26 protein-coding genes are annotated in these 26,215 nt (G+C 73.3%); 15 read left to right on the plus strand and 11 right to left on the minus strand.

Annotated elements, in window-relative coordinates; all coding sequences use genetic code 11:
• The first annotated feature begins 1,274 nt into the window (after positions 1–1,274).
• Complete coding sequence (locus EMA17_RS10635) at positions 1,275–2,816, plus strand: MFS transporter (RefSeq protein ID WP_126636697.1); 1,542 nt, start codon at positions 1,275–1,277, stop codon at positions 2,814–2,816.
• 137 nt (positions 2,817–2,953) lie between these two features.
• Here the strand turns inward: EMA17_RS10635 and EMA17_RS10640 are convergent, their stop codons facing one another.
• Positions 2,954–4,594: a DUF6297 family protein gene (locus EMA17_RS10640; RefSeq protein WP_126636698.1), complete on the minus strand. Its 1,641-nt coding sequence runs from the start codon at positions 4,592–4,594 to the stop codon at positions 2,954–2,956.
• Positions 4,591–5,388, minus strand: a complete 798-nt coding sequence (locus tag EMA17_RS10645) for an ABC transporter ATP-binding protein (protein ID WP_126636699.1) — start codon at positions 5,386–5,388, stop codon at positions 4,591–4,593. Before EMA17_RS10645 ends, EMA17_RS10640 begins: the two co-directional genes overlap by 4 nt.
• Before the next feature lie 180 nt (positions 5,389–5,568).
• Between EMA17_RS10645 and EMA17_RS10650 the strand changes: the two genes are divergently transcribed.
• The 3 genes from EMA17_RS10650 to EMA17_RS10655 all read left to right on the plus strand — a co-directional run bounded on the left by EMA17_RS10650 (position 5,569) and on the right by EMA17_RS10655 (position 7,252).
• A complete protein-coding gene (locus EMA17_RS10650) occupies positions 5,569–5,997 on the plus strand; it encodes an OsmC family protein (protein WP_126636700.1) in 429 nt (142 codons plus the stop codon).
• Between the two features lie 222 nt (positions 5,998–6,219).
• The gene (locus tag EMA17_RS51690) at positions 6,220–6,420 is read left to right on the plus strand and encodes a hypothetical protein (protein ID WP_160161362.1); all 201 of its coding nucleotides are present in this window, start codon (positions 6,220–6,222) and stop codon (positions 6,418–6,420) included.
• A gap of 343 nt (positions 6,421–6,763) precedes the next feature.
• Positions 6,764–7,252 (plus strand): beta-class carbonic anhydrase, encoded by a 489-nt coding sequence (locus EMA17_RS10655; protein WP_126636701.1) that lies wholly within the window; start codon positions 6,764–6,766, stop codon positions 7,250–7,252.
• Between the two features lie 1,348 nt (positions 7,253–8,600).
• Here EMA17_RS10655 and EMA17_RS10660 read toward each other — a convergent pair.
• On the minus strand, positions 8,601–9,743 hold the full coding sequence (locus EMA17_RS10660; RefSeq protein WP_126636702.1) for a hypothetical protein: 1,143 nt from the start codon (positions 9,741–9,743) through the stop codon (positions 8,601–8,603).
• A gap of 210 nt (positions 9,744–9,953) precedes the next feature.
• Between EMA17_RS10660 and EMA17_RS10665 the strand changes: the two genes are divergently transcribed.
• The 3 genes from EMA17_RS10665 to EMA17_RS10675 all read left to right on the plus strand — a co-directional run bounded on the left by EMA17_RS10665 (position 9,954) and on the right by EMA17_RS10675 (position 11,943).
• Positions 9,954–10,400 (plus strand): DUF4267 domain-containing protein, encoded by a 447-nt coding sequence (locus EMA17_RS10665; RefSeq protein ID WP_126636703.1) that lies wholly within the window; start codon positions 9,954–9,956, stop codon positions 10,398–10,400.
• Between the two features lie 191 nt (positions 10,401–10,591).
• Positions 10,592–10,984, plus strand: a complete 393-nt coding sequence (locus EMA17_RS10670; RefSeq protein ID WP_160161363.1) for a BlaI/MecI/CopY family transcriptional regulator — start codon at positions 10,592–10,594, stop codon at positions 10,982–10,984.
• Positions 10,981–11,943 carry a M56 family metallopeptidase gene (locus EMA17_RS10675; RefSeq protein ID WP_126636705.1) on the plus strand — a complete coding sequence of 321 codons (963 nt, stop codon included), beginning with the start codon at positions 10,981–10,983 and terminating at the stop codon, positions 11,941–11,943. The genes EMA17_RS10670 and EMA17_RS10675 overlap by 4 nt, the downstream gene beginning before the upstream one ends.
• Before the next feature lie 160 nt (positions 11,944–12,103).
• Here the strand turns inward: EMA17_RS10675 and EMA17_RS10680 are convergent, their stop codons facing one another.
• Positions 12,104–12,565, minus strand: a complete 462-nt coding sequence (locus tag EMA17_RS10680) for an ATP-binding protein (RefSeq protein ID WP_126636706.1) — start codon at positions 12,563–12,565, stop codon at positions 12,104–12,106.
• Between the two features lie 174 nt (positions 12,566–12,739).
• Here EMA17_RS10680 and EMA17_RS10685 point away from each other — a divergent pair, with 174 nt between their 5' ends.
• From EMA17_RS10685 to EMA17_RS10705, 5 genes are all read left to right on the plus strand, one after another.
• On the plus strand, positions 12,740–12,940 hold the full coding sequence (locus tag EMA17_RS10685; protein ID WP_126636707.1) for a DUF1918 domain-containing protein: 201 nt from the start codon (positions 12,740–12,742) through the stop codon (positions 12,938–12,940).
• Between the two features lie 63 nt (positions 12,941–13,003).
• On the plus strand, positions 13,004–13,465 hold the full coding sequence (locus EMA17_RS10690) for a universal stress protein (protein ID WP_126636708.1): 462 nt from the start codon (positions 13,004–13,006) through the stop codon (positions 13,463–13,465).
• 111 nt (positions 13,466–13,576) lie between these two features.
• Positions 13,577–14,476: an arginase family protein gene (locus tag EMA17_RS10695; RefSeq protein WP_126636709.1), complete on the plus strand. Its 900-nt coding sequence runs from the start codon at positions 13,577–13,579 to the stop codon at positions 14,474–14,476.
• 184 nt (positions 14,477–14,660) lie between these two features.
• On the plus strand, positions 14,661–15,440 hold the full coding sequence (locus EMA17_RS10700; RefSeq protein WP_126636710.1) for a VOC family protein: 780 nt from the start codon (positions 14,661–14,663) through the stop codon (positions 15,438–15,440).
• Positions 15,441–15,665: 225 nt separating this feature from the next.
• On the plus strand, positions 15,666–16,781 hold the full coding sequence (locus EMA17_RS10705) for a PP2C family protein-serine/threonine phosphatase (protein ID WP_160161364.1): 1,116 nt from the start codon (positions 15,666–15,668) through the stop codon (positions 16,779–16,781).
• Positions 16,782–16,940: 159 nt separating this feature from the next.
• Here the strand turns inward: EMA17_RS10705 and EMA17_RS10710 are convergent, their stop codons facing one another.
• From EMA17_RS10710 to EMA17_RS10740, 7 genes are all read right to left on the minus strand, one after another.
• Positions 16,941–17,633, minus strand: coding sequence for an RraA family protein (locus tag EMA17_RS10710; RefSeq protein WP_126636712.1), 693 nt, complete (start codon positions 17,631–17,633; stop codon positions 16,941–16,943).
• 130 nt (positions 17,634–17,763) lie between these two features.
• Entirely contained in the window at positions 17,764–18,072 is a 309-nt protein-coding gene (locus tag EMA17_RS10715) for a DUF6191 domain-containing protein (protein ID WP_126636713.1), read from the minus strand.
• A gap of 72 nt (positions 18,073–18,144) precedes the next feature.
• Complete coding sequence (locus EMA17_RS10720; protein ID WP_126636714.1) at positions 18,145–18,813, minus strand: response regulator; 669 nt, start codon at positions 18,811–18,813, stop codon at positions 18,145–18,147.
• Between the two features lies 1 nt (position 18,814).
• A complete protein-coding gene (locus EMA17_RS55280) occupies positions 18,815–20,110 on the minus strand; it encodes a sensor histidine kinase (RefSeq protein WP_281290472.1) in 1,296 nt (431 codons plus the stop codon).
• Complete coding sequence (locus tag EMA17_RS10730; protein WP_126636715.1) at positions 20,107–20,949, minus strand: ABC transporter permease; 843 nt, start codon at positions 20,947–20,949, stop codon at positions 20,107–20,109. The genes EMA17_RS55280 and EMA17_RS10730 overlap by 4 nt, the downstream gene beginning before the upstream one ends.
• On the minus strand, positions 20,949–21,941 hold the full coding sequence (locus EMA17_RS10735; protein ID WP_126636716.1) for an ATP-binding cassette domain-containing protein: 993 nt from the start codon (positions 21,939–21,941) through the stop codon (positions 20,949–20,951). Before EMA17_RS10735 ends, EMA17_RS10730 begins: the two co-directional genes overlap by 1 nt.
• Before the next feature lie 267 nt (positions 21,942–22,208).
• Positions 22,209–22,892 carry a TetR/AcrR family transcriptional regulator gene (locus EMA17_RS10740; RefSeq protein WP_126636717.1) on the minus strand — a complete coding sequence of 228 codons (684 nt, stop codon included), beginning with the start codon at positions 22,890–22,892 and terminating at the stop codon, positions 22,209–22,211.
• 162 nt (positions 22,893–23,054) lie between these two features.
• Here EMA17_RS10740 and EMA17_RS10745 point away from each other — a divergent pair, with 162 nt between their 5' ends.
• The 3 genes from EMA17_RS10745 to EMA17_RS10755 all read left to right on the plus strand — a co-directional run bounded on the left by EMA17_RS10745 (position 23,055) and on the right by EMA17_RS10755 (position 26,186).
• Positions 23,055–24,017, plus strand: a complete 963-nt coding sequence (locus EMA17_RS10745) for a metal-dependent hydrolase (RefSeq protein ID WP_126636718.1) — start codon at positions 23,055–23,057, stop codon at positions 24,015–24,017.
• Positions 24,018–24,120: 103 nt separating this feature from the next.
• A complete protein-coding gene (locus EMA17_RS10750) occupies positions 24,121–25,254 on the plus strand; it encodes a PDR/VanB family oxidoreductase (protein ID WP_246126580.1) in 1,134 nt (377 codons plus the stop codon).
• 56 nt (positions 25,255–25,310) lie between these two features.
• Positions 25,311–26,186, plus strand: coding sequence for a M24 family metallopeptidase (locus EMA17_RS10755; protein WP_126636719.1), 876 nt, complete (start codon positions 25,311–25,313; stop codon positions 26,184–26,186).
• Positions 26,187–26,215 lie beyond the last annotated feature (29 nt).

Here is a 26,215-nt window from a genome sequence, read left to right on the forward strand (position 1 = left end):
CCCCAGACGCAACGCACGCCGGAACAGACCCAACCCACCCGAGAACGCACGCCCGGCGGAACCCAACCCGACCACCCACCCCGCCGGCCGCCGCAGGCCGGTTTTCGCCGAGCAACACACCCACCTCGCCGGGAACCCCAAGCCTCCGAGCCCCGCACGCCGGCGGCGGCCCACCCCACGAACCGGACCCGCACCGCACCGGCACCCGGCAACCACAACCGCAACGCGCGCCGGAAACCACCCGGCCCACCCCGGAAGCCCCCAGCGGGATCGACCCGACCGCCCCCGCTCCCTCCCCGCTGGCCGATTCCGACCGGCAACCCGCATCGCGACCGCCCGCAGCCGCGCCCGCAGCCGCTCGCCGCGTTTCGGTTCGTTCTCGGGTCAGCTTGCCGAGGCCGTCAGGTCCAGGTGGCTGAGGCGGGTCGGGTTGGGGGCCGGATGTCCAGGCTGACGATTCGGTGGGCTGCGAAGCTGAAGGCCAGTACCGACATCGGCCTGGGCCGGCGCGGATCGCCACCACCCCGGCCGTGCCGTTGACCAGTGCCGGGGTGCGCTGTCGGCGATCTGCGCGAAGGCGGGCGCCTGTTCGGCCACCGCCGCCACGCCGCGCGATCGGGCCGCCGGGGCGTAGCGGGCCGCCGTCGGCGCGGGAGCGGCGTGAGCGCAGCATGTCCGGGCAGGCTCGGCCGGCCAGGTTGTCCACCTCGTCCGGGTCGGATCGGCTGAGCTTGAGCCAGGTCTTCTGGAGCGCGTCGTCGGCCTCGGTCAGCGAGCCGAGGCATGTGATAGGCCGCCGCCGGCGGGTGGCTGCGGTGCGTCTCGAAGCGCTGGGCCGGGAAGTCGTGCTCGTTCATCCGCATCATCGTCACCGTCACGTCGCCCGGGCCTGCGGTCGTGTCCTCGGTTCTCGTCGCGACTTTCACAGCCATGACGTTGCGACCTGGGTCGCTGTGACAGCGCGGGAAGCGAGGCACACGGCCCTCGGGGTGGCTGCGGGGTGCTGCCGGGGGTGTACGGGAATCGGTTTCGGGCCCGCTGTCACATTCGCCGTCGGCGATCCGTCAAGGCGGTAACGAACGAAGCCCGACCCCGACCCCGTGGCCGAACGCGCGACGCGGTCAGTTCGGCGGATCCCCGCGACGATGCTCGGCCGGTTGCCTCCGGCGACCGCCCGGCGTGGGTGGGACCTGCCCTCGAACACCCGACACCGCGATCGCCACGGACGTCCGATCGCTCGATCACCCGATTCCGCATGGCTTAGGAGAAATGTGATGTCTGCCACCGATTCGGCGACGAGCCGATCCGGACCCGGCGTGGGCACCGGAGCGGTCCTGGCGTTCCTGTGCCTGGGCCAGTTCATGGTGTTCCTCGACGTGTCGATCGTGAACCTGGCGCTGCCGTCGATCAAGACCGGCCTGGACATGTCGGAGGTGAGCCAGAACTACATCGTCACCGCGTACGGCACCGTCCTGGGCGGCTTCCTGCTGCTCGGCGGACGACTGGCGGACACCTTCGGCCGCCGCCGGGTGCTGCGGGCGGGCTTCGTACTGTTCGCACTGGCCTCGCTGGTCTCGGGCCTGGCGCAGAACGGCACAGTGCTGATCACCGCGCGCGGCTTCCAGGGCCTGGGCTCGTCGATGATCGCGCCGTCGGCGCTGTCCATCCTGACCAACACGTTCCCCGAGGGCGCCGAGCGCAACAAGGCGCTGGGCATCTGGGGTTCGCTCGCCGGCATCGCGTCGATCGTCGGCGTGATCATGGGCGGCCTGCTCGCGGACGGACCCGGCTGGGAGTGGATCTTCTGGATCAACGTGCCGATCGGGCTCGGCGTCGCGCTCCTCGCCCCGAGGGTGCTGCCGGAGAGCGTCGCGGAGGAGCGTGGACACAGGTTCGACGTGGCCGGCGCGACCACCCTCACCAGCGGTCTGCTGCTGCTGATCTTCACCCTGGGCGAGGCCACCACCGTGGGCTGGGCCACCACGCGGACCATCGGCAGCCTGGCCGGTGTGGCCGTCCTACTCGGCGCGTTCGTGGCGATCGAGGCACGGGCGGCGGCACCGATCCTGCCGCTGCGGGTCTTCCGGTTGAAGACGATGCGGACCGCGAACCTGTCCGCGATCCTGGTGTTCGGCATGTTCGGCGCCCTGTTCTTCTTCGCCAGCCTGTTCATGCAGGACGGGTACGACTACTCGCCGATGAAGGCAGGCTTCGCCTACGTACCGCTGGCCGTCGCGGTCGCGGTCGGCGCGGGGGTCGCGTCGGGTCTGATCACCAAGGTGGCCGCGCGCCCGGTACTGATCGCCGGGCTCGCGGTGACCACCGCGGGACTGCTGCTGCTGTGGCGGGCCCCGCTGGACGGCCACTACGCGGTCGACATCCTGCCCGCGTTCATCGCCCTCGGTCTCGGTTGCGGCATGTGCTTCGTCACCCTCCAGATCGCCGCGTTCGTCGGCGTCGGCGAGGAGGAGGCGGGCATGGGCGCCGGTCTGATCAACACCAGTCAGGAGGCGGGCGGCGCGCTCGGCCTCGCCGTGATCGCCACCATCGCCTACAGCGGCTTCGCCGGCGACATGACCCGGGCGGCGGGCAACGTGCACAGGGTGCACGAGGCGCAACTGTCGGTCAACCACGACGCGTTCCTGTCCGCGGCGATCCTGGGCGCGGTCGCGCTGCTCTTCGCGGCGCTGTTGATGCCCCGGGGCCGGGCGGCGATGAGCTCCGACCCGGCCCCGGCGACCGGCGCGGCTGCGGGCGGCGCGGGCGTCACCTCCGCGACGACGGAGGCCGAGGTCGGGATCGAGACCCGGAAGTAGCCCGGAAGCAGCCCGGGAGTTCCCGTCGAGGCTTCGCCCCGGACCGAGGTCGGTCCGGGGCGACCCCTCGACCGCGTCCGACGACCCTGCCGGGCGTGGGTGTTCGGCCGCTGGGGCGGCCGGTACCCCCGCGCCACTCAACCGCCACGCAGGCGGCGGGCCGTGTGGTGGACCCACCACGCCATCGGGCCGGCCGCGGCGAGGAGGCAGGCGAGCGGGATCGGGGCGGGCCTGTCGTGTGCGCCGGCCGCGGCCAGCGCGGGGACCCCGGCCGCCAGCGCGGCGAGCGGTCCTCGCAGGTACCACAGCGCGGTCTGGGCGAGGGCGGTATTGCCCATCGGGGTGTCCGCGCCGAACAGCACGGACGTGGGGACCGGGCCCCGGTACGCGCTGACCAGTGCCGCGCCCGTCAACACCGGAACGGCTGCGGGAAGCAGCAGCAGCGCCGGATGCCAACGCCCGACCACCGCACAGACCCCGATGCCCACACCCGTCGCCGTGATCGCCGACAGCGCCGGCACCACGCCGTGCCACAGCGCCAACGCCCCGGCGGAGAAGGGGAGATTGCCGGCGCGCCGGACGTCGTCGGTCTCCACGCGGGCGGGTTCGGCGAGCCGGCTCACCGCCAGGTAGGCGCCGGTCAGCGCGAGCGCGCAAAGCAACATCCGGGGCCGGGACGGCAGTTCGGGCGCGGCGGCGGTCAGGGACACCGCGATCGTGGTCCACAGGCCCGCCCATGCAGGCAGCCTCGGCGCGCGCAGCAGGGCCGTCGCGTCGCGCCACGGGATCGTCCATCGTCGATCGCGCGGGATCGGCAGTCGCCACACCGGGCGCGACCGGCGGGTCGTCCGGGCGCCGCGCACGACGGTGCCGGCCTGGCGCGGGTCCAGGGTGAGTACGGCCGCGGTCACCCGCGCGACCAGCGCGGTCCGGGTCCGCAGGCCCTCGGCGGGGATGGCGCCCGACGCGCGCCACGCGAGGCCGAGCAGGGCGGCGGTCCCGAGCAGGGCCAGGACACCGGCCGGCGCCCATCCCGGCGCGCGGGTCGCGGTCGCGGCCAGGAGCGGCTGGGTCGCCCACCCCCACGGGCCGCTCCAGGACACCACCGTGCCGATCCGGGCCGCGCCGGGGCCGAGCAGCGCGGGTACGGACAGCGCGACCGGGACGAGCAGCGCCAGTCGTACGCCGAGCAGGATCCGCCGCGCGTACCGGAGCGGAACGCGGTCGTGGCGTTGCACGAGCACGCCGACCCCGACCGCGCCGAGCCCGGTGAGCAGCCCGGCGAACGCGCCGCCGGCGGTCGGCCCGGGCCAGGAATCGGCGCCCAGGACGTACAGCACGAAGCCCGCCGCGCCGCCGGCCGCCGTGCCCGCCGCCCCCGAGACCAGCATCGCCCCGAGCAGTCGGGGCCGGAACAACCGCCGGCGCAGCGCCGGAAGCGGCAGCAGCCAACTCGCGGCTGGCCCGTCGAGCCGGATCGGGCCGCGCCAGACCGCGTCGCGCGCGGCCGCGTACAGGACCAGCGCGACCAGGGTCGGTGCGGTCACCGGCAGCGACGCGAGCACGCGTCGGGCCGCCGGGCCGTCCCAACCGCCGGCCCGCGCGGTGTGCAGGCCGGCCACCAGGTACGGCACGCCCCAGATCGCGACGAGCAACACGATCGTGTACAGCGCGAACACGGTTCGGCCACGCCGCCGTTCCCGCTCGGCGCGGCGAACGTCGTGGAGGTAGGCCAGGGTTCGCGTGGTGACGGCCGCGAAGTCGGGGTCGGCGCTCATCGCGCGGACTGCGGCGCGGGCTCGCCGACACCCCCGTGCGGTCGAGGCGCCGGGCACGACGCGTCGATCGGGCGCGCCGTACCCGGGCCGGCCGAGTCGTCGCCCCCGTCGCCCCCACCATCCCCGTCGCCCCCGGGCGTTCCCGCCTCGTACCGGTCCAGCACCAGGATGCGATCGGCCACCGCCCCGGCCAGATCGTCGCGGTGGGTGGCCAGCAGGATCGCCACGCCGTCCGCCTTGTGTTCGAGCAGTCGTTCGATCAACTCGGCCCGGGCCCGCGCGTCCAGGCGCTGTTCGGGCTCGTCCAGGACCAACAGGTCGTGCGGCCGGACGAACGCGGCGGCGAGCGACATCGCCTGGATCTGGCCGGAGGACAGGCGGCCGGGGAAGACGTCGGCGTGGTCGCCGAGCCGGTGTTCGACGAGCATGTCGTCCACCACGTCGTCGGCGTCGCGGCCGAGCCCGTGCGCGACGGCGACCAGCATCAGGTGCTCACGTACCGTCAGGTCCGGGTAGTGGGCGCCGACATCCATCACGGTCGCGATCCGGGCGCGGGTGGCCGGGTCGTCCTCGTCCACGGGAGCGCCGGCGAAGCGCACCTCGCCCGAGGCGGGCCGTTCGCGCCCGACGGCCAGGCGCAGCAGGGTCGATTTGCCGGACCCGTTGTCGCCCATCAGCGCCAGGCACTCCCCGGGGCGGATCGACGCGCTGATCCCGTCGAGCACGGGCCGCTCCCCGTAGCGGTGGCCGACCCCGTCGAGGACAAGGAGCGCGGCGTCGTGGTCGGCGCTCACGGCGCTTCCCCCCGTTCGAGGTGTTCGTTCCGGCGACCGGATACCCGGCGGCTCGGCCCTCAGCCTACGCGGGACGCCCGCGCCACCCGGTCCGACGCGGCACGAGGCGCGAGGCACGAGGCACGGCGGGCCGCCGTCACCTCCACGGGAACGAACATCGTCACGCGCTAGGGTCGTCCCATGACTATTCGTAGCGCGACCGCACAGTGGCAGGGCACCATCCTCGAGGGTGCGGGCACCATTCGCACCGGTAAGGGCGGCCTGGAAGGCGCCTATTCGTTCAAGTCCCGCTTCGAGGAGGGTGAGGGCACCAACCCGGAGGAGCTGATCGGCGCGGCCCTCGCGGGCTGCTTCTCGATGGCCCTGGCCAAGGGCCTGGGCGACGCGGGCTTCCCGGCCACGAGCGTGGACACCACCGCCAAGGTGCACTTGGACAAGGTCGACGGCGCCCCGACCGTGACCCGGATCGACCTGGAGAACACGGTCGTGGCCGCCGGGATCGACGAGGCCGAATTCCTCAAGATCGCCGATGTCACCAAGCAGAACTGCCCGATCTCGCGCCTGCTGGCCCCCGGCGCGGAGATCACCCTGACCGCGTCGCTGGGCTGACCCGGAGCCGATCCCCGAACCGCCGTCCGGGCCCACCGCTCGGACGGCGAACGGGGCAACCGACCCCCGGGCGAGGGGATTCCGACCCGACCGGGCTCACGGGACCGGGCCGTCCGGGCTCACGGGACCGACCCGGCCACCGGCTTTCGGGCCGACGGGCAAGCGTGCCGGGTGGGACGTACACCCTCACCGGGATCGGGTTCGCGAACCGTCCGGGCGTGCATGATCAGGCCCGACGAGGTCCTGCCGCTCCCGGACGCGGTCGCCACCGCCGAACAGGTGCACCGACTCGACGTGGAGCACGGCCGCCGCATCGGCTCCGGCACCTGCCGCCACCTGCCCCGGCTGCCGGACGGGGCGGACCCCGGGACGGTCGCCCGCATCCTCGGCCGACTCCCGGAATCCATCCGCCGACCTCCGTGAACCGGTGGCAACCGGCCTACGCGGCCCGGGATCCGTGGGGACCCACACTCGATCGACCCTGGCCTCCTGAGCGGATCCGTCCCGAACGCATGTCTGCTTGCGCACCACGGGCACGTTCAGTTCACTGTCCTCATGGGGAACGGGCCCGGCGTGGAGGCGACTTCGCTCGAAGGCTTCTGGCCGACGCGTCGCGTCCGCCTGTTCGACGAGTGGTGTCCATGGGCCACGCCGCGTGTCGTCGCCGCCGGCGTGGCCGCTCCGCGTCCGAACCCGCCCGGTTCGCCCGACACTTCGAGCACCGGGATCGGGTGAGTCCCGCAACTCCCCAGCCGAAGGACCCCACATGTCCGTCACGGACGAACTCCTGGCCAACAACGTGGCCTACGTCGAGAGCTTCACCGGTCCCCTCCCGCTCCCGCCCGCCCGGCACGTGGCCGTGGTGGCGTGCATGGACGCGCGGTTGAACGTGTACGCGATCCTCGGGCTGGCCGAGGGCGACGCACACGTGATCCGCAACGCCGGCGGGGTGATCACCGCCGACGAACTGCGGTCGCTGACGATCAGTCAACGGCTGCTCGGCACCGAGGAGATCATCCTCATCCACCACACCGACTGCGGCATGCTGACCTTCGACGACGACGGGTTCAAGGCCGACATCGCGGCCGACACCGGCCTCAAGCCCGGTTGGGCGAGCGAGGCGTTCACGGACGTGGAAACCGATGTACGCCAGTCGATCGGCCGGATCAAGGCCGACCCGTTCATCGTGCACAAGGACCGGGTACGCGGCTTCGTCTTCGACGTGGCCACCGGCAAGCTCAACGAGGTCGTCTGACCCACGACGCCACCCCGGCCCGAGAAACACACACGCACCCTCGGGCCGGGGTGATCGTGCCGGACGCAACACCCCTCCGAACCGACCCGACACCCCACCCACACGCGGCACTTCACCCGAGAACGAGCGGGATCACCGCACGGGGCCGCTCGGCCGAGCGAGACACACGACAAGCGGGCAGCCGCACCGAGGCGGCGTCCCACCCGCACACGCCACTTCGCCCGAGGGCGAGCGGGATCGGCCCGGGAGCCGCTCGGGCGGGCGAGACACGCGGCGAGCGGGCGGGCGCTCGAGGTAGCGTCCCCATCGTGCCGATGCGGCGCGCCTTCCAACCTGGCCGACACCCCACCCGCACAGGCCACTTCGCCCGAGAGCGAGCAGGATCGCCGCAGGGGCCGCTCAGGCGGGCGAGACACACGGCGAGCCGGCAGCCGCACCGAAGTGGCGTCCACACACGCGGTACTTCGCCCGAGGGCGAGCGGGGTCACCGCAGGGATCACTCGGGCGGGCAAAACCCGTGCCGAGCGGCCGCACCGAGGCGGCGTCCCCATCGTGCCGACGCGGCGCGCCTTCGAACCAGCTCGACGCCCCACTCGCACACACCACTTCACCCGAGAGCGAACGGCGTCGCCGCAGGGATCGCTCGGGCGGGCGAGACACGCGACGAGCAGGCGGCCACACCGAAGTGGCGCCCCACCCGCACGCGGCACTTCGCCCGAGAGCGAGCAGGGTCACCGCAGGGGCCGCTCGGGCGGGCGAGACGCATGGCGAGCGGGTAGCCGCACCGAAGTGGCGTCCACGCACGCGGTACTTCGCCCGAGGGCGGTCGGGGTCACCGCGGGAATCACTCGGGCGGGCGAAACGCGTGGCGAGCGGCCGCACCGAAGGGGCGTCCCCATCGTGCCGGATGCAGAGCGCCTTCCAACCGGGCCGGCACCCCACCCGCACACGGCACTTCACCCGAGAGCGAACGGCGTCGCCGCAGGGATCGCTCGGGCGGGCGAGACACGCGACGAGCAGGCGGCCGCACCGAAGTGGCGCCCCACCCGCACACGGCACTTCGCCCGAGAGCGAGCAGGGTCACCGCAGGGACCGCTCGGGCGGGCGAGACACTTGGCGAGCGAGCGGGCGCACCGAAGCGGGCGGCCGCACCGAGGTGGCGTCCCACCCGCACGCGGCACTTCGCCCGAGAGCGAGCAGGGTCACCGCAGGGACCGCTCGGGCGGGCGAGACGCATGGCGAGCGAGCGGGCGCACCGAAGTGGCGGTCCAATCGTGCCGAACGCGACGCGCCTTCGAATCTGGCCGACGGCCCACCCGCTCACGCCACTTCGCGCGAGGGCGAGCGCTCAGCAGGCGAACGGATCGGTCGGGTCGGTGGCGTCGCTCGGGTGGGCGGGGTACGAAGGCCCGTGCGGCGGCGGCGTGCCGGGTCGGGGGTCCGCACCGGCGGGCGTGACAACGGCGGACGCCGAGTCCGAGGGCCGGGCCGCACCCGCCACCGGACCGGTACCCGTCCCCGCACCGGCAGCCGATCCCGCACCCGTTCCCGCCCCGGCGGCCGACCCCGACCCCGTTCCGGCTCCGGCTCCGGTAGCCGATCCCGTAGCCGCTGCGGCTCCCGCATCGTCCGGCGACGTGTCGCCGATCTCCCGCGCCGCCCGTGGTTCGTCCGGCTCCTCCTCGCCGCCGGCCGCGACCGCCTCGGCCTGTTCGCGCTGGGCGCGGAGCTTCGTGGCGATCGTGTCGGTGCGGGCGCGCAGCGCACGGGTGCGCTCGGCCGCCGCCGCCTCGTCCGCGCCGCCCGCCGGGACGGCCTCGACCACCTCGACGCCGTGCGCCCGCGCGGTGGCCACCAGGCTCTCCGCGACGGCGGTCTGCCGGGCCAGCAGCGCGGTCGCGAACAGGCTTGCCCGCAGCGTGCGTTCCCGGCCGAGCAGGCCGCGGTAGGTGATCTCGCAGGCCACCGGCACCCGGTCGATGCGCCGATCGTCGGCCTGCTCCAGCGAGGCCAGGACGACGGTGAGCAAGCCCTCCACGACCTTGGTGACCGCCCACTTGCGCCCCGGCAACGGCGGCAGCACATCGCGGATCCGGTCCACCTCGGTGTCCAGCGCCGCCGTGGTCATCGACTCGAACGCGTCGTGCGTGGTCAGCCGGACGACCTTCTCCCACGGGATGTCCTCCCCGTCGAAGCCGACCGTCTCGGGGCCGAACCGCACCGCACCCAGGCCGTCGAGCAACCGCAACGGCCGGGCGGTGATCGCGGGCACCTTCGGATGCCGACAGACCAGCGCGCCGAGGGAGAACTCCCAGGCCAGGAACGTGGGCGCGTTCGGCGCAGGCAGGGCGTCCAACGTCGCGCGCACCCAGTCGCCCGACGCGACCCGGGCCCGACCGGCCCCGATCCGACTCCCGACCGCGGCCCGCCCCGACGCCGCCGCGGAGCCCACCGCGCCGCCGATGCCCCGCAGTTGGTCCCGTATCGCCACGTCCCCGCTCCCCTCGCCGAACCACCCCGCGAACCCCTTCATGATCACCTTAATCGCACCCGCCCCCACCGACCGGCGCCGGCGGCTCCCCGTTCTCCCTCCTGGCCGCCTCCAAGTCGCTTCCATGTGCCTTCCAGGACCACCCGGCGAGTGTTTTCCCCACAAGGCGACGACGGCCGGTCCCACCGGCCCGACACTCGGGAGAACACCATGAAGCTCAGGACCCTCACCACCATCCTGGCCGCCCTCGGTGGCGGCTTCATCATCTACGTCGGCCTCGCCTACCTGCTCGCCCCGCAGTCGACCGCGTCCGGCTTCGGCCTGCCCAGTTGGCCCGAGCACCAGGGCACCGGGTTCCTCGCCGTCAAGGGTGTCCGCGACATCGGCACGGGGCTGGTCATGCTCGCCCTCCTGCTGACCGGACACCGGCGGGCGCTCGGCTGGACGATGCTCGCCATGACCTTCATCCCGGCCGGCGACATGACGGTCGTGCTGAGCAACGACGGCTCCACCACCACGGCCTTCGGCGTGCACGGCCTGACCGCCTGCCTGGTGGCGCTCACCGCCGGCCTGCTGCTGCGCGAACGCCCGGCCGCGGCAACCGCCCCCGCGTCCACCTCGACCTCCCCGCGCGTGAGCGTCCCGGCCGCGCGTTGACCCGTCGGGCCATGCCGGCGATCGTGCCCCGACCCCGTTGGAGGCGCCGCGGAACGACCGGGAACCCCGCGCGAGCGGGTACGGTCTACGGCGTGTCTTCAAGCCCCCGTCGCGGCGCCACCGAGGGTGGCGCGGACGGGTGCGGGGTACGGGGGCCGGGAGAGCGAAGCCGGGGACGGAGGGACACGGGCGTGGGCGAATCACCGCGGGTGCAGGGCGAGTTGCAGGCCGAGATCATGGCCGTGTTGTGGCGGATCGAGGCCGGTACCGTCGAGCGGATCAGGTCCGAACTGCCCGAGTCCTCGCGCGGGGCCTATACGACGGTTCAGACCGTGTGCAACCGCCTCGCCGAGCGGGGGCTGTTGGCCAGGGCGCGGGACGGTCAGGCGTTCGTGTACCGGCCGACGGTGACCGAGGCCGACTATGTGGCCTCGTCGGTGTCCTCGGCGCTCGCCGCGGCGTCCGCGCCGGCCCGCCGGGTGGCCCTGGCCCAACTCGTCGGCGGTCTGGACGCGTCGGAGTTGGCGGATCTGCGCGCGCTGGCCCGCCGGATCGAGATCGAACGCGGGCCCGACGGCCGATGAGTCGGCTCGCCGTCTGGGCCGCGCTCCTGGGCGCGGCGATCGTACTGCCACACCTCGCGCCGCTGGACCGGGTCCGTCCCGTGGGCGCGGCGGCGGTCTGGGCGTCGGCCCTGGCGGCCCGCGCGGCCGCGGCGATCGGCCTCGTCCTCACCGCGGTGATCTGCCTGCCCGACACCCCGCGCTTCGCGCACCGGGTACGGGAGTTGCCGCACCAGGTGGTCACCGGCGTCGGCGACACCCGACTCGCCCTCGGCGGCCTGGCGTTCCTGACCCTGACCGCGGTCGCCCACCGCCTCCGGGCCTGCCTGCGCGGCGCCCGCACACCGCTGCGCCCGCTGCCCCTGACCGGCCCGGGCGGCAGCATCGTGGTCGGCGACCGCGAGGTGCTGATGGCGGCCGTCGGCTGGCGGCAGCGCTCGATCGTGGTCAGCGCCGGCGCGTTGGCGGCGCTCGACGACGACGAGCTCGCGGCCGGTCTCGCCCACGAACAGGGCCACATCGCCCGCGCCCACCACTGGTGGCAGGCCAGCGCCGAGGTGTGCCGCCTGCTGGCTCGCTGGCTGCCCGGCACCACGCGGGCCGCCGACGAGTTGGCGTTCCAACTGGAGCGGGCCGCCGACGTATGGGCGATCGAGCACGACCACGACCCGGTCGTCCTGGCGAGCGCGGTGTGCAAGGCGGCACTCGCCGGGCCGATCCGCGAGCCCGACCCGACCGGCGGCGCACACCACCTGATCGGCCGCTCCCCGACCTACGCGGGGCGCCGGGTCCGCCTGCTCCTGGAGGGCTGCCCGACCGGCACCCGCGGACGCAACCTCGCGGTCCGAACCGCCGCGCTGGCCATGACGGTCCTGATCACCGGCGCGACCCTGACCGGCACCGCCCACTTCGGCACCACCGTGATCCGCTGCCACGTCACCGCCACATGCGCCCACCCCATGCAATCGGCGCACCGCTGACGCCTCCGCCGCACCCACCCGGCCGCCATCCCACGCCCGGCCCGACCGGGACGCCGCCAACGGCACCCGCACTCGACCGGGCCGCCCACCCCGGTCCGTCACCCCGCACGCACCCGCGCCCGCACGCACCGGCACCCGGCCCGCCCCGCCCGACCGCCCGTCACCCACCGGTCCCCGCGTCGGTGCGCGCGATCGTCGCCCACACCAGCAGTTCGCCCGCCACCGGCCGGCTCCCCCACTCCACCGCCAGCGCCGCGACCAGGCCCAGTCCCCGACCGCGTTCGCTGTCCTCCGGTGGGCCGTTCGGCCGGGCCAGCCGTCGTGGCCGGGCATGCCGACTGCGTACCGCCAGATGGATCCGCGTCGGCTCGATCCGCACGTCGAGGTCCATCGTCGGCCCACTCCCGTGCCGGATCGCGTTGCTCAGCAGCTCGCAGACGATCAACTGCGCGGTATGCACGTCGTCCTCGTGCACGTGCCGCCGACGCAGCGCCGAGGCCAACACCCGACGGGCCCGAGGCACCTCGGCGGCCACCGCCTCGAACACGGCGCCGCCCCGGAGCGCGGGCGGCTCCGCCGGATCCGCCGGGGTGGCCGACCCACCGCCTGCACGCTGCGCCATCCCAACACGTCCCCTCACCGGGCGGAGTAAGTCCTACGAACTGTAGGAGAGATCGACTCGGGACTCCAGCCGCCGTGGACGGCGACCCGACCACGACCTTCACCCAAAGTGATCATCCTGTTACGATCTGATGGCCAATCGACTCCCCATCCCACCCCAGAGGAGCCAGTCGACATGCACGCCACCAAGGGTGATCGCCTTCTCATCCACGGCCGGGTCGTCGGCCAACAGGACCACTTCGTCGAGATCGTCGAGGTACTGGGTCCGGACGGTACCCCGCCCTTCCGGGTCCGCGCCGAGAACGGCCACGAGACGATCATGTCCCCGGGCCCGGATTGTGTGGTCGAACACCGCCCGTCCTCCACCCAGGGGTAGCCTCGGAACCCGTCGCCCGCCCCTCGTACGCGTGCGCACGTCCCCGATGTCCGAGGAGCACCCGTGACCGACCCCGCGTCGCCGCCCGTCTTCGAACTCGGAACGGACGGACCGCGCGCCGTGCTCGTCGGCGTGGACGGCAGCCGCACGTCCCTCCGTGCCGCCGACTACGCCCTCGGGCAGGCCCGCCGCGGCGACGCGGAGTTGGTCTCCGTCTACGTCCGCGCCCCCATGGGCATCGCCGCCACCACCGCCGAGGGGGCCGGGGTGATGGAGCAGGTACACGAGTCGGCCGTCCACGAGGTCGCCGACTACATCACCGAGCGGGCCGCCGAGTTGCGGGTACGCCACCGATTCGTCGAGGCGTACGGCGATGTGGCGCACGAGATCGCCAAGCTCGCCGACCAGGTCCGCGCGGACGCGGTGGTCGTCGGCGCCTCGGAACGATTCGGTCACCGCCTCGTCGGCTCGCTCGCGATCCGCCTGGTCCGTTCGGCCCGCTGGCCGGTCACGGTCATCCCCTGAGCCGCAGCCCCGCCCCCACCCGAGCCCCGCGCCCGCGCAATTTCCTGGACACCCCACCCACACCCTGCAAATGTATGTCGAGTGAAGCATACTCATGCACATTTCCCCCGCATGCTGATCGTCCCCCAGTGGCAGGGCTCCGGCACCCCCGCCCCGCACCGACTCGTCGCGGGAGCACATCGGTTGGGCGCCCTGCTGCCGGCCGGCCGCCGCACCGTCGTCCCCATCGACGCACAACCGGACCCGAACCCGGACCCGGACCCGGACCCGAACCCGGCCCCGACCCCGGATCCGAACCCGGACCCGCGACGGACCCACACCGGCGTCCTCCGCCTCGACGCCCTTGCCCGCTCGCTCGCGGCCACCGAGCACGCACTGGCCGCCTGGGGGGACGACACCCTGTTCACCGTCGGCGGCGACTGCGGCGTCGAACTCGCCCCGATCGCGCACGCGGCGGCCCGGCACGGCGAGCACCTGGCGGTGATCTGGTTCGACGCACACCCCGACCTGAACACCCCCGAGTCGTCCCCGTCGGGCGGCTTCCACGGCATGGTCCTGCGCACCCTGCTCGGCGACGGCCCCGACGAACTGCTGCCCGCGCCCGAGCGGCGGCCGTCAGCGGACCGGCTCGTACTGGCGGGAACGCGCGCCGTCGACCCCGCGGAGGAGCGGTTCATCCAGGCCCGAGGGATCCGCCGGGTGTCGGTGGACGCACTCCGCACCCCGAACGCGCTCGTGGCCGCCGTGGCCGCGACCGGTGCCACGCACGTCTACATCCACGTCGACCTCGACGTCCTGGACCCCGCGCGGTTCGGCGCGCTGTCCTTCCCCGAACCCGGCGGGCTGCACCCGGACCGTCTGCGCGCCGCGCTGCGGGCGCTGACCGAGGCGTTCGCCCTCGCCGGACTGGGGATCACCGAGCACGCCCCCGGGCCCGCCGCCGCCCTCGCCGACCCGACGCGCGACGACGACACGCTCCGGGAGATCTTCGCCGACGTGTGCCCCGGCTGAACGCGGCGCTCCGTCACGGGCCCGAATCGCTCACCCGTTCGACACGGGCGTGGCGCGATCACGGTGTCCCGTCCGCGCGTGCGCAGGCGGGGAACGGGTGTCCGGAGTCAGACTTGTCGAGTCCGTGCAATTCATGACATCTGCGGCATATTCGGACCGAAGCGAGGTCCGGCGAAGGAGCGACATGCTCAGCACCGACTACGCGACCGGCGCGCCGAACTGGCTCGACCTGGGCAGCCCCGACACCGACGCGGCGGCGCGTTTCTACACCACGATCTTCGGCTGGGACTTCCAGTCGGCCGGACCGGACGCCGGCGGCTACGGCCTCTTTCAGCAGGACGGCAAGGCGATCGCCGGACTCGGGCCGTTGACCGAGGAGGGCGCCTCGTCCGCCTGGACGGTCTACTTCAAGAGCCCCGACGCCGACGCGACCGCCCGGGCCGTGACCGAGGGCGGCGGCCGGGTCCGGGTGAGCCCGTTCGACGTGATGGAGATGGGTCGGATGTCGCCGCTCACCGACCCGGCGGGCGCCGATTTCGCGATCTGGCAGCCCGGCACCTTCCAGGGCGCGGAGCTGGTCGGCAAGCCGACCTCGCTCGCCTGGGTCGAACTGCACGGCGTCGAACTCACCGCCGCGCTCGCCTTCTACGGGAAGCTGTTCGGCTGGCGCACGCAGCAGTTCGAGATGCCCGGCATGACGTACAACGTGCTCTCCACGGCCGAGGGCGACCAGCAGGCGACCTCCTTCGGCGGCATCGTGCCCGACCCGCACGGTCAGGACGCGCACTGGATCGCCTACTTCGAGGTCGCCGACCCCGACGACGTGATCGCCAAGGCGGAGCGCGACGGCGGCACCGTGACGATGCCCGCCGCCGACGTCCCGGACGTGGGCCGACTGGCGTGGCTGACCGACCCGTTCGGCGCACCGTTCGCCATCATCAAGAGCGTGGACCCGACCCCGTAGACCGCGTGGCGCCGACGGCCGGGATCGCCCGGCCGGGCGGCGCCGCGATCGGCGTCCCGGGCCCGACGGCTCCGGGACGCCGACGGTGTTCGGCCCGGATCCCGTTACTCCTCGCGCGCGCCCCGCCCCCACCTCGCCGGGCCGCCTGTTCGAGTGTCGTCACCTGTTCGGCGGGCACCGTGCGTGCGGCATACCACCACATTCTGGGCGACCATGGACGCACCGATGAGCAGCAGGGAGCCGCAGCAGCCCGTGGCCGGAACCGCGACACCGTCGCTGTTTCGTCAGATCGCGCTGCCCGTCGGCATCCTCGTCGTGGTCACCGTCGTGGACCTGTCGACCGGTTCGTCGATGGTGTTCTATCCGTTCCTGCTGCTCGCGCCGACGCTCGCCGCCGCCACCGCGCCGCCCCTGGCGATTCTCGTCATCGGCGGCGTGTCGTTGCCGCTGCGCTACTGGCTGGCGTCGGTGGACGGCTATCTCGGGCCCGAGTACCACGAGCTGTTCAACATCAGCACGTGGATGTACGTGATGGCCACGGCGCTGGCGATGTACCTGTCCGCCGCCCGGATACGGCACGAGCGGGCCCTGGTCGCGGTCTCCGAGGTGGCTCTCGCGGCGCAGCGCGCGATCCTGATGCCGCCGACCGACGGCCTCGGCGGCCTGCGGTTGGCGGTGCGCTACTTCGCGGTGGCCGAGGGGGCGGAGCTGGGCGGGGATCTGTACATCGCGCTCGACACCCCGTTCGGGGTGCGGCTGATCATCGGCGACGTGCTCGGGAAGGGGCTGGGGGCGGTGCGGACCGCCGCGATCACGATCGGCGCGTTTCGCGAGGCGGCGTACGACGAGCCGGAACTGAGCGCGGTGGCCCGCCGGGTGGACGCCAGCGTGACCCGCAACGCGCCGGCCGACCGCTTCGTGACCGCGCTGCTCGTCGAGGTGCGGGCCGAGCAGGTGGCGTTCGTACACCGGGGCCACGAGCAGCCCGTGGCGATCCGCGCGGACGGCACCGTGCACGTGCTGGAGCCGCCCGATCCCGGCCTGCCGCTGGGTCTGGGCGAGCTCGACCCGGGCACGCCGCCCGAGTGGAACGTGCCGTTCGGCGTGGGCGATCTGCTGCTGCTGATGACCGACGGCTTCGCGGACGCCCGGGACGCGGGGGGCCGGCACTATCCGCTGGTCGAGCGGATCGAGGCGCTGCTCGGCGGCGAGCGGCCGATCGCCGCGGATCCGGTGGCCGCGGTCGAGCGGTTGGGCGACGACCTGCGGCGGCACGTCGGCACGCTGCGCCTGACCGACGACGCGTTGGTGCTGGCGCTGTGCCACCCGCCGGGCCGCTGACCCGCGTGCCGACGTCGCGCACAGTCCGAGCCCGTGCATCCGGGCCCGTCCGCCCGAGCCCGGTCCGCCCGCGCGCCGTCCGCCCGCGCGCCCGAGCCCCCTCCGGCCCACGCGCCGACGGTCGCGCCCCGCGATGGCGATCGCGCGGTCGCTCCGCGGTTACTCCTCGATCGCGCCGCCGGTGCGGCGCAGGTGTTGCCGGAAGGTGTACGACGGGTCGGCGGCGCGGCGGGACAGGTAGTCGGCGAAGGTGGTCTGCTCACGCAGGGTGTCGCCGGAGCGGATGCGGCGGGCCTGTTCGCGTTCGGTGTCGTGAATGCGGTGGGCGGTGGCCAGGACCTCCTCGACCCGGTCGGCGGCGACGAACAGGACGCCGTCCTCGTCGCCGAACACCACGTCGTCGACGCCCACCGTGTGCGGCCCGATCCGGGCCGAGGTCAGCGCCTCGGGCTCGCGCTCGTCCAGCCGGGTGGGGCCGGGCGGGTAGGCGCCGTAGCTGAACACCGGCAGCGCGATCTCGACCAGTTCCGGCGTATCGCGGTGCAGCCCCCACACCACCAGCGCCGCCACCCCCGCCGCCTCGGCCTCCAACACCGCCAGGTCGCCCACGCACGCCTCGTCGACCCGACCGCCGTTGTCGATCACCAGCACGTCCCCCGGCTCGGCCGCGCCGAACGCCTCCAGGAACACGTCCACGCTCCCGTAGTGCCGAACCGGCAACACGCGTCCGGCGATCCGCTGTCCGGGAACCACCGCCCGAATCCCGGGCGGAGCGATCCGCAGCGGCGCGTCGACCCGGATGCAGGCATCGGCCACGAGCGGCGTGGACAGGTCCGCGAATGCCTTCAGCATGGCGTTTCTCCGTGGCTCGGCACCGTCACCGTCGACGGCACGCACCGATACGACAAGTCGGTCTCATGATGCCATCCACCCGGCCCCCACCCCGTGGACGCCATCCGCGGCGGTGATCCCGGCCGAGCGGTCAGGGTTTCGACCCGACGATCCTGATGCGGGCCGTACCGGTGGCGAAGTCGATGCCGGGGCGCCCCGGAGCGCCGTCCCGTTCGTCGTCGCGAAGCAGCGGTTCGACGCGACGCTGCTCCAGTTGCAGCCGCTTGCCCGGGTACAGCAGCGCGTGCAGTTCCTCCACGCCGGTGGCTCCCAGTCCCCGCTCCCCCACACCCGTTCGCTGGCCCCGGATCCGCCGGCCGACCATCCGCAGCGCGGCGAGCACGAACAACGGGACGACGATCAGGAGGGCCAACGCCGGACCCGTCAACAAACGTGTCATGCCCGGGCAACGCACCGACACCCGCCCGCCGTTCCCCGCGGGTGGCGCGAGCAACGCGGGTGGCGCGGCGGGTCACAGGGGTTGCACGAGGCGGCTTTCGTAGGCGACCACCACCGCCTGGACCCGGTCGCGGACGCCGAGTTTGGCCAGGACCCGGCTGACGTGGGTCTTGATCGTGGCGTCGGACAGTTGGAGGCGGGCGGCGATCTCGGCGTTGGACAGGCCCCGGGCCATCTCGACCAGGACACCGCGTTCGCGTTCGGTCAGGCCGCCCAGGCGCGGGTCCTCGGCGCCGGGGGCGGCGTCGTGTTCGGGCAGGCGGTGGGCGAAGGTCTCCAGGAGGCGGCGGGTGATCCGGGGCGCGACCACCGCGTCGCCGGCCGCCACGGAGCGGATCGCGCCGAGCAGTTCGTCGGGCAGCGCGTTCTTGAGCAGGAATCCGGAGGCACCGGCGCGCAACCCGGCGAACGCGTACTCGTCGAGGTCGAAAGTGGTCAGGATGAGCACCCTGGTGTCGGGGCAGCGCTCGGTGATCAGTCGGGTGGCCTCGATGCCGTCCATGCCGGGCATCCGCACGTCCATCAACACCACATCGGGACGGGTGAGTTCGGCCAACCGCACGGCCTCCTCGCCGCAGTCGGCCTCACCGGCCACGCTCATGTCGTCCTGGGCGCCCAGGACCATCGTGAACGCCATCCGCAGCAGCGGCTGGTCGTCCACCACCAGTACGTCGATGGCCACGTCAGGATCCTCCCGGGTCGGTCAGGTGCAGCACGGCCGACACGCGCCAGCCGCCGCCGGGCAGTGGCCCGGCCGCCACATCGCCACCGTAGACGGCGGCGCGCTCGCGCATGCCGGCGATGCCGCTGCCGGTGCCGGGGGTGGCGGTGGCGGTGGCGGTGGCGGTGGCGGTGGCGGTGGCGGTGGTAGTGGTGGCGGTGGTGCCGCCGGCGGCGCGGTCGCCGGCGAATGCGCGCGGGCGGCCGTCGTCGACCACGCTCAGTTCCAGGCGCTCGGGCGAACTCCACACCCGGATCCGGGCGTTCGCGCCGGGTTCGGCGTGCTTGAGGGTGTTGGTCAGGGCCTCCTGGGCGAGCCGGTACACCGCGAGTTGGGCGCCCTGCGGCACCTCGCGGGTGTCGCCCTGGATGGTCAGCGTGGTCGGCAGGCCCGCCGCGCGGACCTGTTCGGCCAGCGCGCCGAGGCGGGCCAGGTCGGGCTGCGGGTGTCGGGCCGCGTCCGGTTCGTCCTCGCGCAGCACACCCAGGAAGCGGCGCATCTCGGTGAGCGCCTGCCGGCCCGTGCCGGAGACCTGCTCCATCGCCGTCGCGGATCGGTCGGGCGTGCTGCGTACGGTCATCGCGGCGGCGTCGGCGAGGGCGACCATCACCGACAGGTTGTGCGTGACGATGTCGTGCATCTCCCGGGCGATCCGGGCACGTTCGGCCGCGACGGCGAGTTGTGCCTGCTGTTCCTGGTCGCGTTCCAGGCGGTGGGCACGGTCCTCCAGGGCGGCCAGGTAGTGCCGTCGCGTGCGCAGGTTCGCACCGAGCACCACGGCCGTGACGGCCATCGCGCTCAGCCCGACGAACGCGCCGAAACGGTAGCCGTCCAGGGTCCAGCGCCCGACGGCCAGCAGGATGCCGACCTCGACCACGGCCAGCGCGTACACCGTCCGGCGCCGGTCACGGGTGGCGGCCACCGTGTACAGCGCGATCAGCAGGCTCGCGTCCGCGCCGGTGTGCGCGTCGACGACCCACTGGGCCAGGGCCACGGTCGCGATCACCGCGAACACCGCCTCCGGGGCCCGGCGGCGCAGCGCGAGCGGCAGGATCAGGGCCAGCCCGAGCACCGACCAGCCGGACAGCCGCACCAGGTTGCCGGCCTCGAAGATGAGCACCAGGCCCACCGCCACGGCGGTGTCGGCCCAGATCGGATGCCTGCGGGTGAAGGCCATCAGGCGCGCCGGAACGGCGACGAGCCCACGCCCGCCGCCGTCCCGGCGCAGCGCCGTGTCGATGCGCCACGGCGTGCTCATGCGTCGCGCCTGCGCAGCAACACCGCCGCCGCCGCGAGGGTCGCCGCGGCGTAGAGCGCGAAGACCGTGATCCCCGTGTTCGGGGACAGCGCGTCGGCCGACGGATGCCAGCGGGTGAACGCCTGTCCGGCCTCGCTGGGCAGGTATCTGGTGATGTGGTCCTGCCACGCGGTCGGCAGGGCCTGCACCACCTGGGGCAGGACGAGCAGCAGGCCGAACACGATCGCGATGCCACCGGCGGCGTTGCGCACGACGGCGCCGACGCCGATCGCCAGGATGCCGGTGATCGCGAGGTAGAGGGCCACGCCGACCACCACGCGGGGCACGCCCGGGTCGCCCAGTGCGACGTCGATGTGCTCCTTGCTCAACACCGCCTGCCCGGCCAGGAACGCGATCAGGGAGGTGACCAGCATCAGTACGAAGGTGACCGCACCGAAGACCGCGGCCTTGGCCCACAACACGGGCAGGCGGTGCGGCACCGCGGACATCGTGGCCCGGATCGACCCGGTGGCGTACTCCCCGGTGATCACCAGCACGCCGAGTACGCCGATGGCCAACTGGGCGAGGTAGAGGCCGGTCAGGCTGGCGTTGGGCGCGGAGAACCGCGCGCGCTCGGCGGCACCGGTGTCCGGCCAGCGGTCGACCGTGCCGGAGGTGACCAGCAGGCCGAGCGCGATCACCACGAAGACCGCGGCGACCAGGACCCAGAACGTCGAGCGCAGGCTGCGCAGTTTGATCCATTCGGCGCGAAGCACGCGGACGAAGGTGACCCGCCCGCGCCCGGCGGCGCGGGCGGCGAAGTCGGGGGCGGGGGTGCCGGGGGTGATCGTGGTCGACATCAGGCGGCCCTGCCCCGGGTGCGCGGGCCGGTGCGCGGGCGGGTGTTCGGGCCGGTGCCCGCACTCGTGGCGCCGGTGCCGACCGACGGACCGCCCACCCGATACTCGACCGCGTCGCGCGTCGACTCCATGAACGCCTCCTCCAGGGACACCCGATGCGGGACCAGTTCGAACAGGGTGATGCCGTGCGCCGCCGCGATCCGGCCGATGTCGTCGCTGGAGACCCCGCTGACCTCCAATACGTCGCGCTCCTCCGTCGCGATCCGCACCTCGGGGCCGAACAGCAGCGCCCGCAGCCGGTCGGCGTCGGGGGTGCGGACCCGGACCTGGTCGGGCGCGGCGCCGGCGATGAAGTCCGCGACCGACGTGTCGGCGATCAACCGGCCCCGACCGACCACGATCAGGTGCTCGGCGGTGAGCGCCATCTCGCTCATCAGGTGCGAGGACAGAAAGACGGTACGTCCCTCGGCGGCGAGCGACTTGAGCAGGGTACGGATCCACAACACGCCCTCGGGGTCGAGGCCGTTGACCGGTTCGTCCAGGACCAGCGTCGCGGGGTCGCCCAGCAGTGCGGTGGCGATGCCGAGCCGCTGGCCCATGCCGAGCGAGAAGCCGCCGACCCGCTTGCGGGCCACCTCGTCCAGGCCGACCATCCGGATCACCTGGTGCACCCGGCGCGTGGGGATGCCGGTGGTGGCGGCCATGGACAGCAGGTGGTGGTACGCCGAGCGGCCGGTGTGTACCGCCTTCGCCTCCAGGAGCGCGCCGACCTCGTGCAGCGGGGCCGGATGGTCGGCGTAGCGGCGGCCGTTGACGGTGACCGAGCCGGAGGTGGGGCGGTCCAGGCCCAGGATCATCCGCATGGTGGTGGACTTGCCGGCGCCGTTGGGACCCAGGAAGCCGGTGACCACGCCGGGACGGACGGTGAAGCTCAACCCCTCCACGGCGGTCTTGGGACCGTAGCGTTTGGTCAGTGCTTCGGCTGTGATCATCGCTGGATCTCCGCGGCTCCGGTGCGTCGACGCCTCCCCGGGGAGGGCCGCCGGGCGGGTGCCCGGTATGCCCTCGACGGTAGGGAATCGGTACGGCCGTGACGATCGCCGTGCGGACGAACCTTTCGGCCGTGGATGTGCGCCCGCAGGGTGAACGGGTCCGCCCCGGGGATGACCCGGCTCGTGGCTGCTCCGGGGTGGGGGCGGTGCGGGACGGGTGCGGGGCGGGGCGGGTGCGGGTCCGGTGCCGCGGGTCGTCGGCCCTCGCTACTCCGGTCGCGTCCGCGTGCGCCGCAGGGCGAGTGCGGCCTCGGGTGGTTGCCACCTCGGGTCGAGGTCGGCGATGGTGACGAAGGTGTCCATGAGCAGCATCACCAGCAGGTGGTGCACCTCCTCGCGGGTCGACTCCCCGCGGGCCAGCCAGTCCAGGGTGACCCCCTCGACGCAGTACAGCCAACCCACCAGCGCGGCGCGGGCGATCGGCGACAGGTCGACGCGGCCGTAGGCACCGTCGGCGAGCGAGCCGAGCATCTCCTCGCGGACCCGTTCGCGGATGGTGAGCACGTCGGTGTCGAAGCCGACGCCGCCGCTGACCACGGTGCGGTAGGCGGCCTCGTTGCCCTGGGCGAAGCGCAGATAGCCGTCCAGCACCTTGCGCAGCCGGTCGGCCGCGGGTTGGTCGGCGTCGCTGCGGGCACGGGCGACCAGGTCGGCGACCGAGTCCTCGATCACCGCGACGTAGTAGCCGCGCTTGTTCCGGAAGTAGTAGTAGAGCAGGCCCTTGGCCACGTTGGCCCGGGTCGCGATCTCGTCCACGGACAGCGCGTCGTAGGAGGTGTTCGCGAACAACTGGCGCCCGATGGCCACGAGTTCGGCGCGACGGGCCTGCGAGCGCTCGGAGTCGGGCGGGGTCCGGCGACCCTCCGTGCGGGATCGTTGACTCTTGTTCAAATCGGGGCCTGGTTTCGGTCGCGGCGACGGCGGCGGGTACGCGCAGAGTATCGAAACCGGCGGGCGTTCGAAGTATTGACTTTTATTCAACACTCCCTACTGTGAGGTAACAAGACAGGTGACCAGAGAGGCAGCAAGAGTTCCCCACGAAGGAGCACCGTCATGTCCTCGGCTCCCCCCGACACACCGCTCCCCCGCCGCGACCGCCTCGACCGTCGCTCGACCCGAACCCCCGCCAGGGGTCCCGCCGTTCGCGCCGACGAGCACCACGACCTCGCGCTCAACCCGCGAGACGTGCGGTTCGACTGGTCACGTCTGCCGATGCACTGGGTTCCGCGGGAGCCGATGGCCACGCACACGATGAACGTGCTGCACCTGCTGCTCCCCGAGGGCGAGCGCTGGTTCGTGCGCACCTTCCGGGAGGCGTTGCCGCTGGTCACCGACGAGCTGCTGCGCGAGGACGTGATCGGCTTCATCGGCCAGGAGTCCGTACACGCCGAGGCCCACCAGGGGGTGCTCGACCTGCTGCTCGCCAAGGGCCTGGATCCCGCGCCGTTCGTGCGCCAGGTCGAATGGCTCTTCCACCGCGTGCTCGCCGGCCGGGACGACCTCGGCGGCCCGGCCGGCCGCGAGCACCTGATCGAGCGGGTCGCGATCATCGCCGCGATCGAGCACTTCACCGCGTTCCTCGGCGACTGGGTGCTCAACGCACCCGGCCTGGACCGGGCCGGGGTCGACCCGGTGATGCTGGACCTGCTCCGCTGGCACGGCGCCGAGGAGGTGGAACACCGCAGTGTGGCCTACGACTTGCTGGTCCACCTCGACCCGAGCTATCTGCGCCGGATGCGCACGATGGCGGTCACCGGACCCGTGCTCACCTGGCTGTGGGTGCGCGGTGTGCGCTTCCTGATGCTGACCGACCCCGACCTCGATGGCCGGGCCCGACCCACGTGGCGCGGGTACATACAGGCGTCACGGCGTGGGTTGTTGCCGGGGCTGACCGGTGCGGCCCGTTCCGCCGCGCGGTACGTGAAACCGCGCTATCACCCGACCCAGGAGGGCTCGACCGGGCAGGCCGTGGCGTATCTGGCCCGATCTCCGGCGGCGCGGGCGGCTGCGCGGTGAGGGGTGGCGGTCGCCGGCTGCGTGCCGCGGCGATCGGCGACCGCATCGCCGTATTCGCTGCGATACCGATTCGATCCGGATATCGAGGATGCCGAGGATGCCGATGAGCCCGTCCATACCGCCGAACTCCGCGCCGTCGGAGCCGATCACCGTGCCGCCGGACCTGTACGGGCGCGAGCGCGGCGACCGGATGATGCGAGCGCTGACCGTCCTCGGCCGCGTCCACACCGAGGCGATCGCCCGTCGCGGCCGGCGCCCGGCCCGGGTGGGTGCGCCGAACACCGCCGCCGTGCGTCCCGACGCGCTGGAACTGGTGGTGCGTGAACGGGTCGTCGAGGCCGAGGACGTGGTCTCCCTGCGGCTGACCGCGCCGGCCGGCGGCCGACTGCCCCGCTGGCAGCCGGGTGCCCACCTGCTCCTGCTGCTGCCGTCCGGACGCCGCAGGCACTACTCGCTGTGCGGCGACCCCGAGGACCGCTACACCTATCGGATCGCCGTGCGCCGACTGGCCGAGGGCGGCGGCGGATCGATCGAGATGCACGACGCGTTGCCGGTGGGCGCCACGCTGCGAACCGCCGGGCCGCGCAACGCGTTTCCGTTCGCCGCCGAACCCGCCGTGTTGTTCCTGGCCGGCGGCATCGGCATCACTCCGATCCTGCCGATGGCGCGTCGGGCCGCCCGGGTCGGATCGGACTGGCGGCTGATCCATCTCGGCCGGACCCGCGACTCGCTGCCGTTCGGCGCCGAACTGGCGGAACTGGGCGGCGCCGAACGGCGGTTCGAGGTGCGTGCGGACGACGAGGAGGGCACGCCCGACTGCGCCGAACTGCTCGGCCGCGCGCCCGCAGGGGCGGCGGTGTACTGCTGCGGGCCGGCTCCGATGCTGGCCGCCGTACGCGAGGCCGTCGAGGCAAGTCCGGCCGGGGGGCTGCACTTCGAGCGATTCGCGCCGGCGCCCGTGGTCGACGGCCACCCGTTCACCCTCCACCTGCGGCGCGGCGGCGTCGAACTGCCGATACCGGCCGACCGGTCGGCGCTCGACGTGCTGCGCGAGGCCGCGCCCGACACCGCCTACTCCTGCCGGCAGGGCTTTTGCGGAGTGTGTCGGGTCAACGTGGTGGCCGGCACCGTACAACACCGCGATCTGCGCCTGACCGACGACGAACGCGCGGCCGGCGCGATGCTGATCTGCGTCTCCCGCGCCGCCGAGGGCGAGCGCCTGGTCCTCGACCTGTGACCCGCACGATCTCCCGTTCCCAAAGGCGGCGTTCTCCCCTCTCGAAGGCGGCGATGATGAGCACACGGCTACAAATCACGACGGTGCGCGCGCCCGGGGGCATGCCGGCGTTCCGGTACGACGAGGACGACCTGGATCGATTCCGCGACGTGCAGCGGTTGGCGTATCGGTGCGCAGAGCGGGTCGCGGCCTGGATCGAACCGGGCGTCACCGAGCGACAGACCGCCGCGCGCCTGGGGCGGGAGTTGGCGGCGGAGGGCGTCCGGGACTGCTTCCACATCCCGTTCGTGTGGTTCGGCGACCGCACCGCGTTCCGCGACTTCCGCACCCCGCTGCAGTTCTTCCCGAGCGGTCGGGTCCTGACCGAGGGCATGCCGTACGTGCTGGACTGCGCACCGATCGTGGACGGGTACACCGGCGACATCGGCTACGCGGGCAAGGTCGGCGAAAACCCGGTCTGGGACCGGGTCGTGGCCGATCTCGGCGCCTACCGCGAGCTGATCGTCGCCGAGGTACGCCGGCGCAGGCCGCTGGACGACGTGTATCGGGCGGTCGACGCACTGACCGTCGCGCACGGCTACGACAACCGGCATCAGGTTTATCCGGGGCGGGTGATCGCCCATCAGGTCACTCGGGTCACCCTGCGCCGGCCGATCGGGGTGAACGTACTCGGCTTCGGTGTGCGCACGATTCGCACCCTCGGCCGGGAGCTGATCGCCGAGCGGCTGCACGGGCGTTCGCCGCTGTGGGCGGACGGTCGGGCCTCGCGGCATGCGCCGACCCCGGGTCTGTGGGCGGTGGAACCGCACATCGCGCTGCGCGCGGTGGGCGCCAAATTCGAGGAGTTGCTGGTGGTCACCGACGACGACGCGTACTGGCTGGACGACGACGTGCCGCACGTTCGGCGGTTGCGCGAGGTGGGGTCGCGATGACGGCGGGGGCCTCCGAAGGAGTCGTGAAC

The sequence above is a fragment of the Embleya hyalina genome, assembly GCF_003967355.1.
Classification (GTDB): Bacteria; Actinomycetota; Actinomycetes; order Streptomycetales; family Streptomycetaceae; genus Embleya; species Embleya hyalina.

Excerpts from the sequence above, each read along its gene's own strand:
- EMA17_RS10635 (WP_126636697.1), top strand. The coding sequence starts at position 1,275 with ATGTCTGCCACCGATTCGGCGACGAGCCGATCCGGACCCGGCGTGGGC.
- EMA17_RS10640 (WP_126636698.1), bottom strand. The coding sequence starts at position 4,594 with ATGAGCGCCGACCCCGACTTCGCGGCCGTCACCACGCGAACCCTGGCC.
- EMA17_RS10650 (WP_126636700.1), top strand. The coding sequence starts at position 5,569 with ATGACTATTCGTAGCGCGACCGCACAGTGGCAGGGCACCATCCTCGAG.
- EMA17_RS51690 (WP_160161362.1), top strand. The coding sequence starts at position 6,220 with ATGATCAGGCCCGACGAGGTCCTGCCGCTCCCGGACGCGGTCGCCACC.
- EMA17_RS10655 (WP_126636701.1), top strand. The coding sequence starts at position 6,764 with ATGTCCGTCACGGACGAACTCCTGGCCAACAACGTGGCCTACGTCGAG.
- EMA17_RS10665 (WP_126636703.1), top strand. The coding sequence starts at position 9,954 with ATGAAGCTCAGGACCCTCACCACCATCCTGGCCGCCCTCGGTGGCGGC.
- EMA17_RS10675 (WP_126636705.1), top strand. The coding sequence starts at position 10,981 with ATGAGTCGGCTCGCCGTCTGGGCCGCGCTCCTGGGCGCGGCGATCGTA.
- EMA17_RS10680 (WP_126636706.1), bottom strand. The coding sequence starts at position 12,565 with ATGGCGCAGCGTGCAGGCGGTGGGTCGGCCACCCCGGCGGATCCGGCG.
- EMA17_RS10685 (WP_126636707.1), top strand. The coding sequence starts at position 12,740 with ATGCACGCCACCAAGGGTGATCGCCTTCTCATCCACGGCCGGGTCGTC.
- EMA17_RS10695 (WP_126636709.1), top strand. The coding sequence starts at position 13,577 with ATGCTGATCGTCCCCCAGTGGCAGGGCTCCGGCACCCCCGCCCCGCAC.
- EMA17_RS10700 (WP_126636710.1), top strand. The coding sequence starts at position 14,661 with ATGCTCAGCACCGACTACGCGACCGGCGCGCCGAACTGGCTCGACCTG.
- EMA17_RS10705 (WP_160161364.1), top strand. The coding sequence starts at position 15,666 with ATGAGCAGCAGGGAGCCGCAGCAGCCCGTGGCCGGAACCGCGACACCG.
- EMA17_RS10710 (WP_126636712.1), bottom strand. The coding sequence starts at position 17,633 with ATGCTGAAGGCATTCGCGGACCTGTCCACGCCGCTCGTGGCCGATGCC.
- EMA17_RS10715 (WP_126636713.1), bottom strand. The coding sequence starts at position 18,072 with ATGACACGTTTGTTGACGGGTCCGGCGTTGGCCCTCCTGATCGTCGTC.
- EMA17_RS55280 (WP_281290472.1), bottom strand. The coding sequence starts at position 20,110 with ATGAGCACGCCGTGGCGCATCGACACGGCGCTGCGCCGGGACGGCGGC.
- EMA17_RS10730 (WP_126636715.1), bottom strand. The coding sequence starts at position 20,949 with ATGTCGACCACGATCACCCCCGGCACCCCCGCCCCCGACTTCGCCGCC.
- EMA17_RS10735 (WP_126636716.1), bottom strand. The coding sequence starts at position 21,941 with ATGATCACAGCCGAAGCACTGACCAAACGCTACGGTCCCAAGACCGCC.
- EMA17_RS10745 (WP_126636718.1), top strand. The coding sequence starts at position 23,055 with ATGTCCTCGGCTCCCCCCGACACACCGCTCCCCCGCCGCGACCGCCTC.
- EMA17_RS10750 (WP_246126580.1), top strand. The coding sequence starts at position 24,121 with ATGAGCCCGTCCATACCGCCGAACTCCGCGCCGTCGGAGCCGATCACC.
- EMA17_RS10755 (WP_126636719.1), top strand. The coding sequence starts at position 25,311 with ATGAGCACACGGCTACAAATCACGACGGTGCGCGCGCCCGGGGGCATG.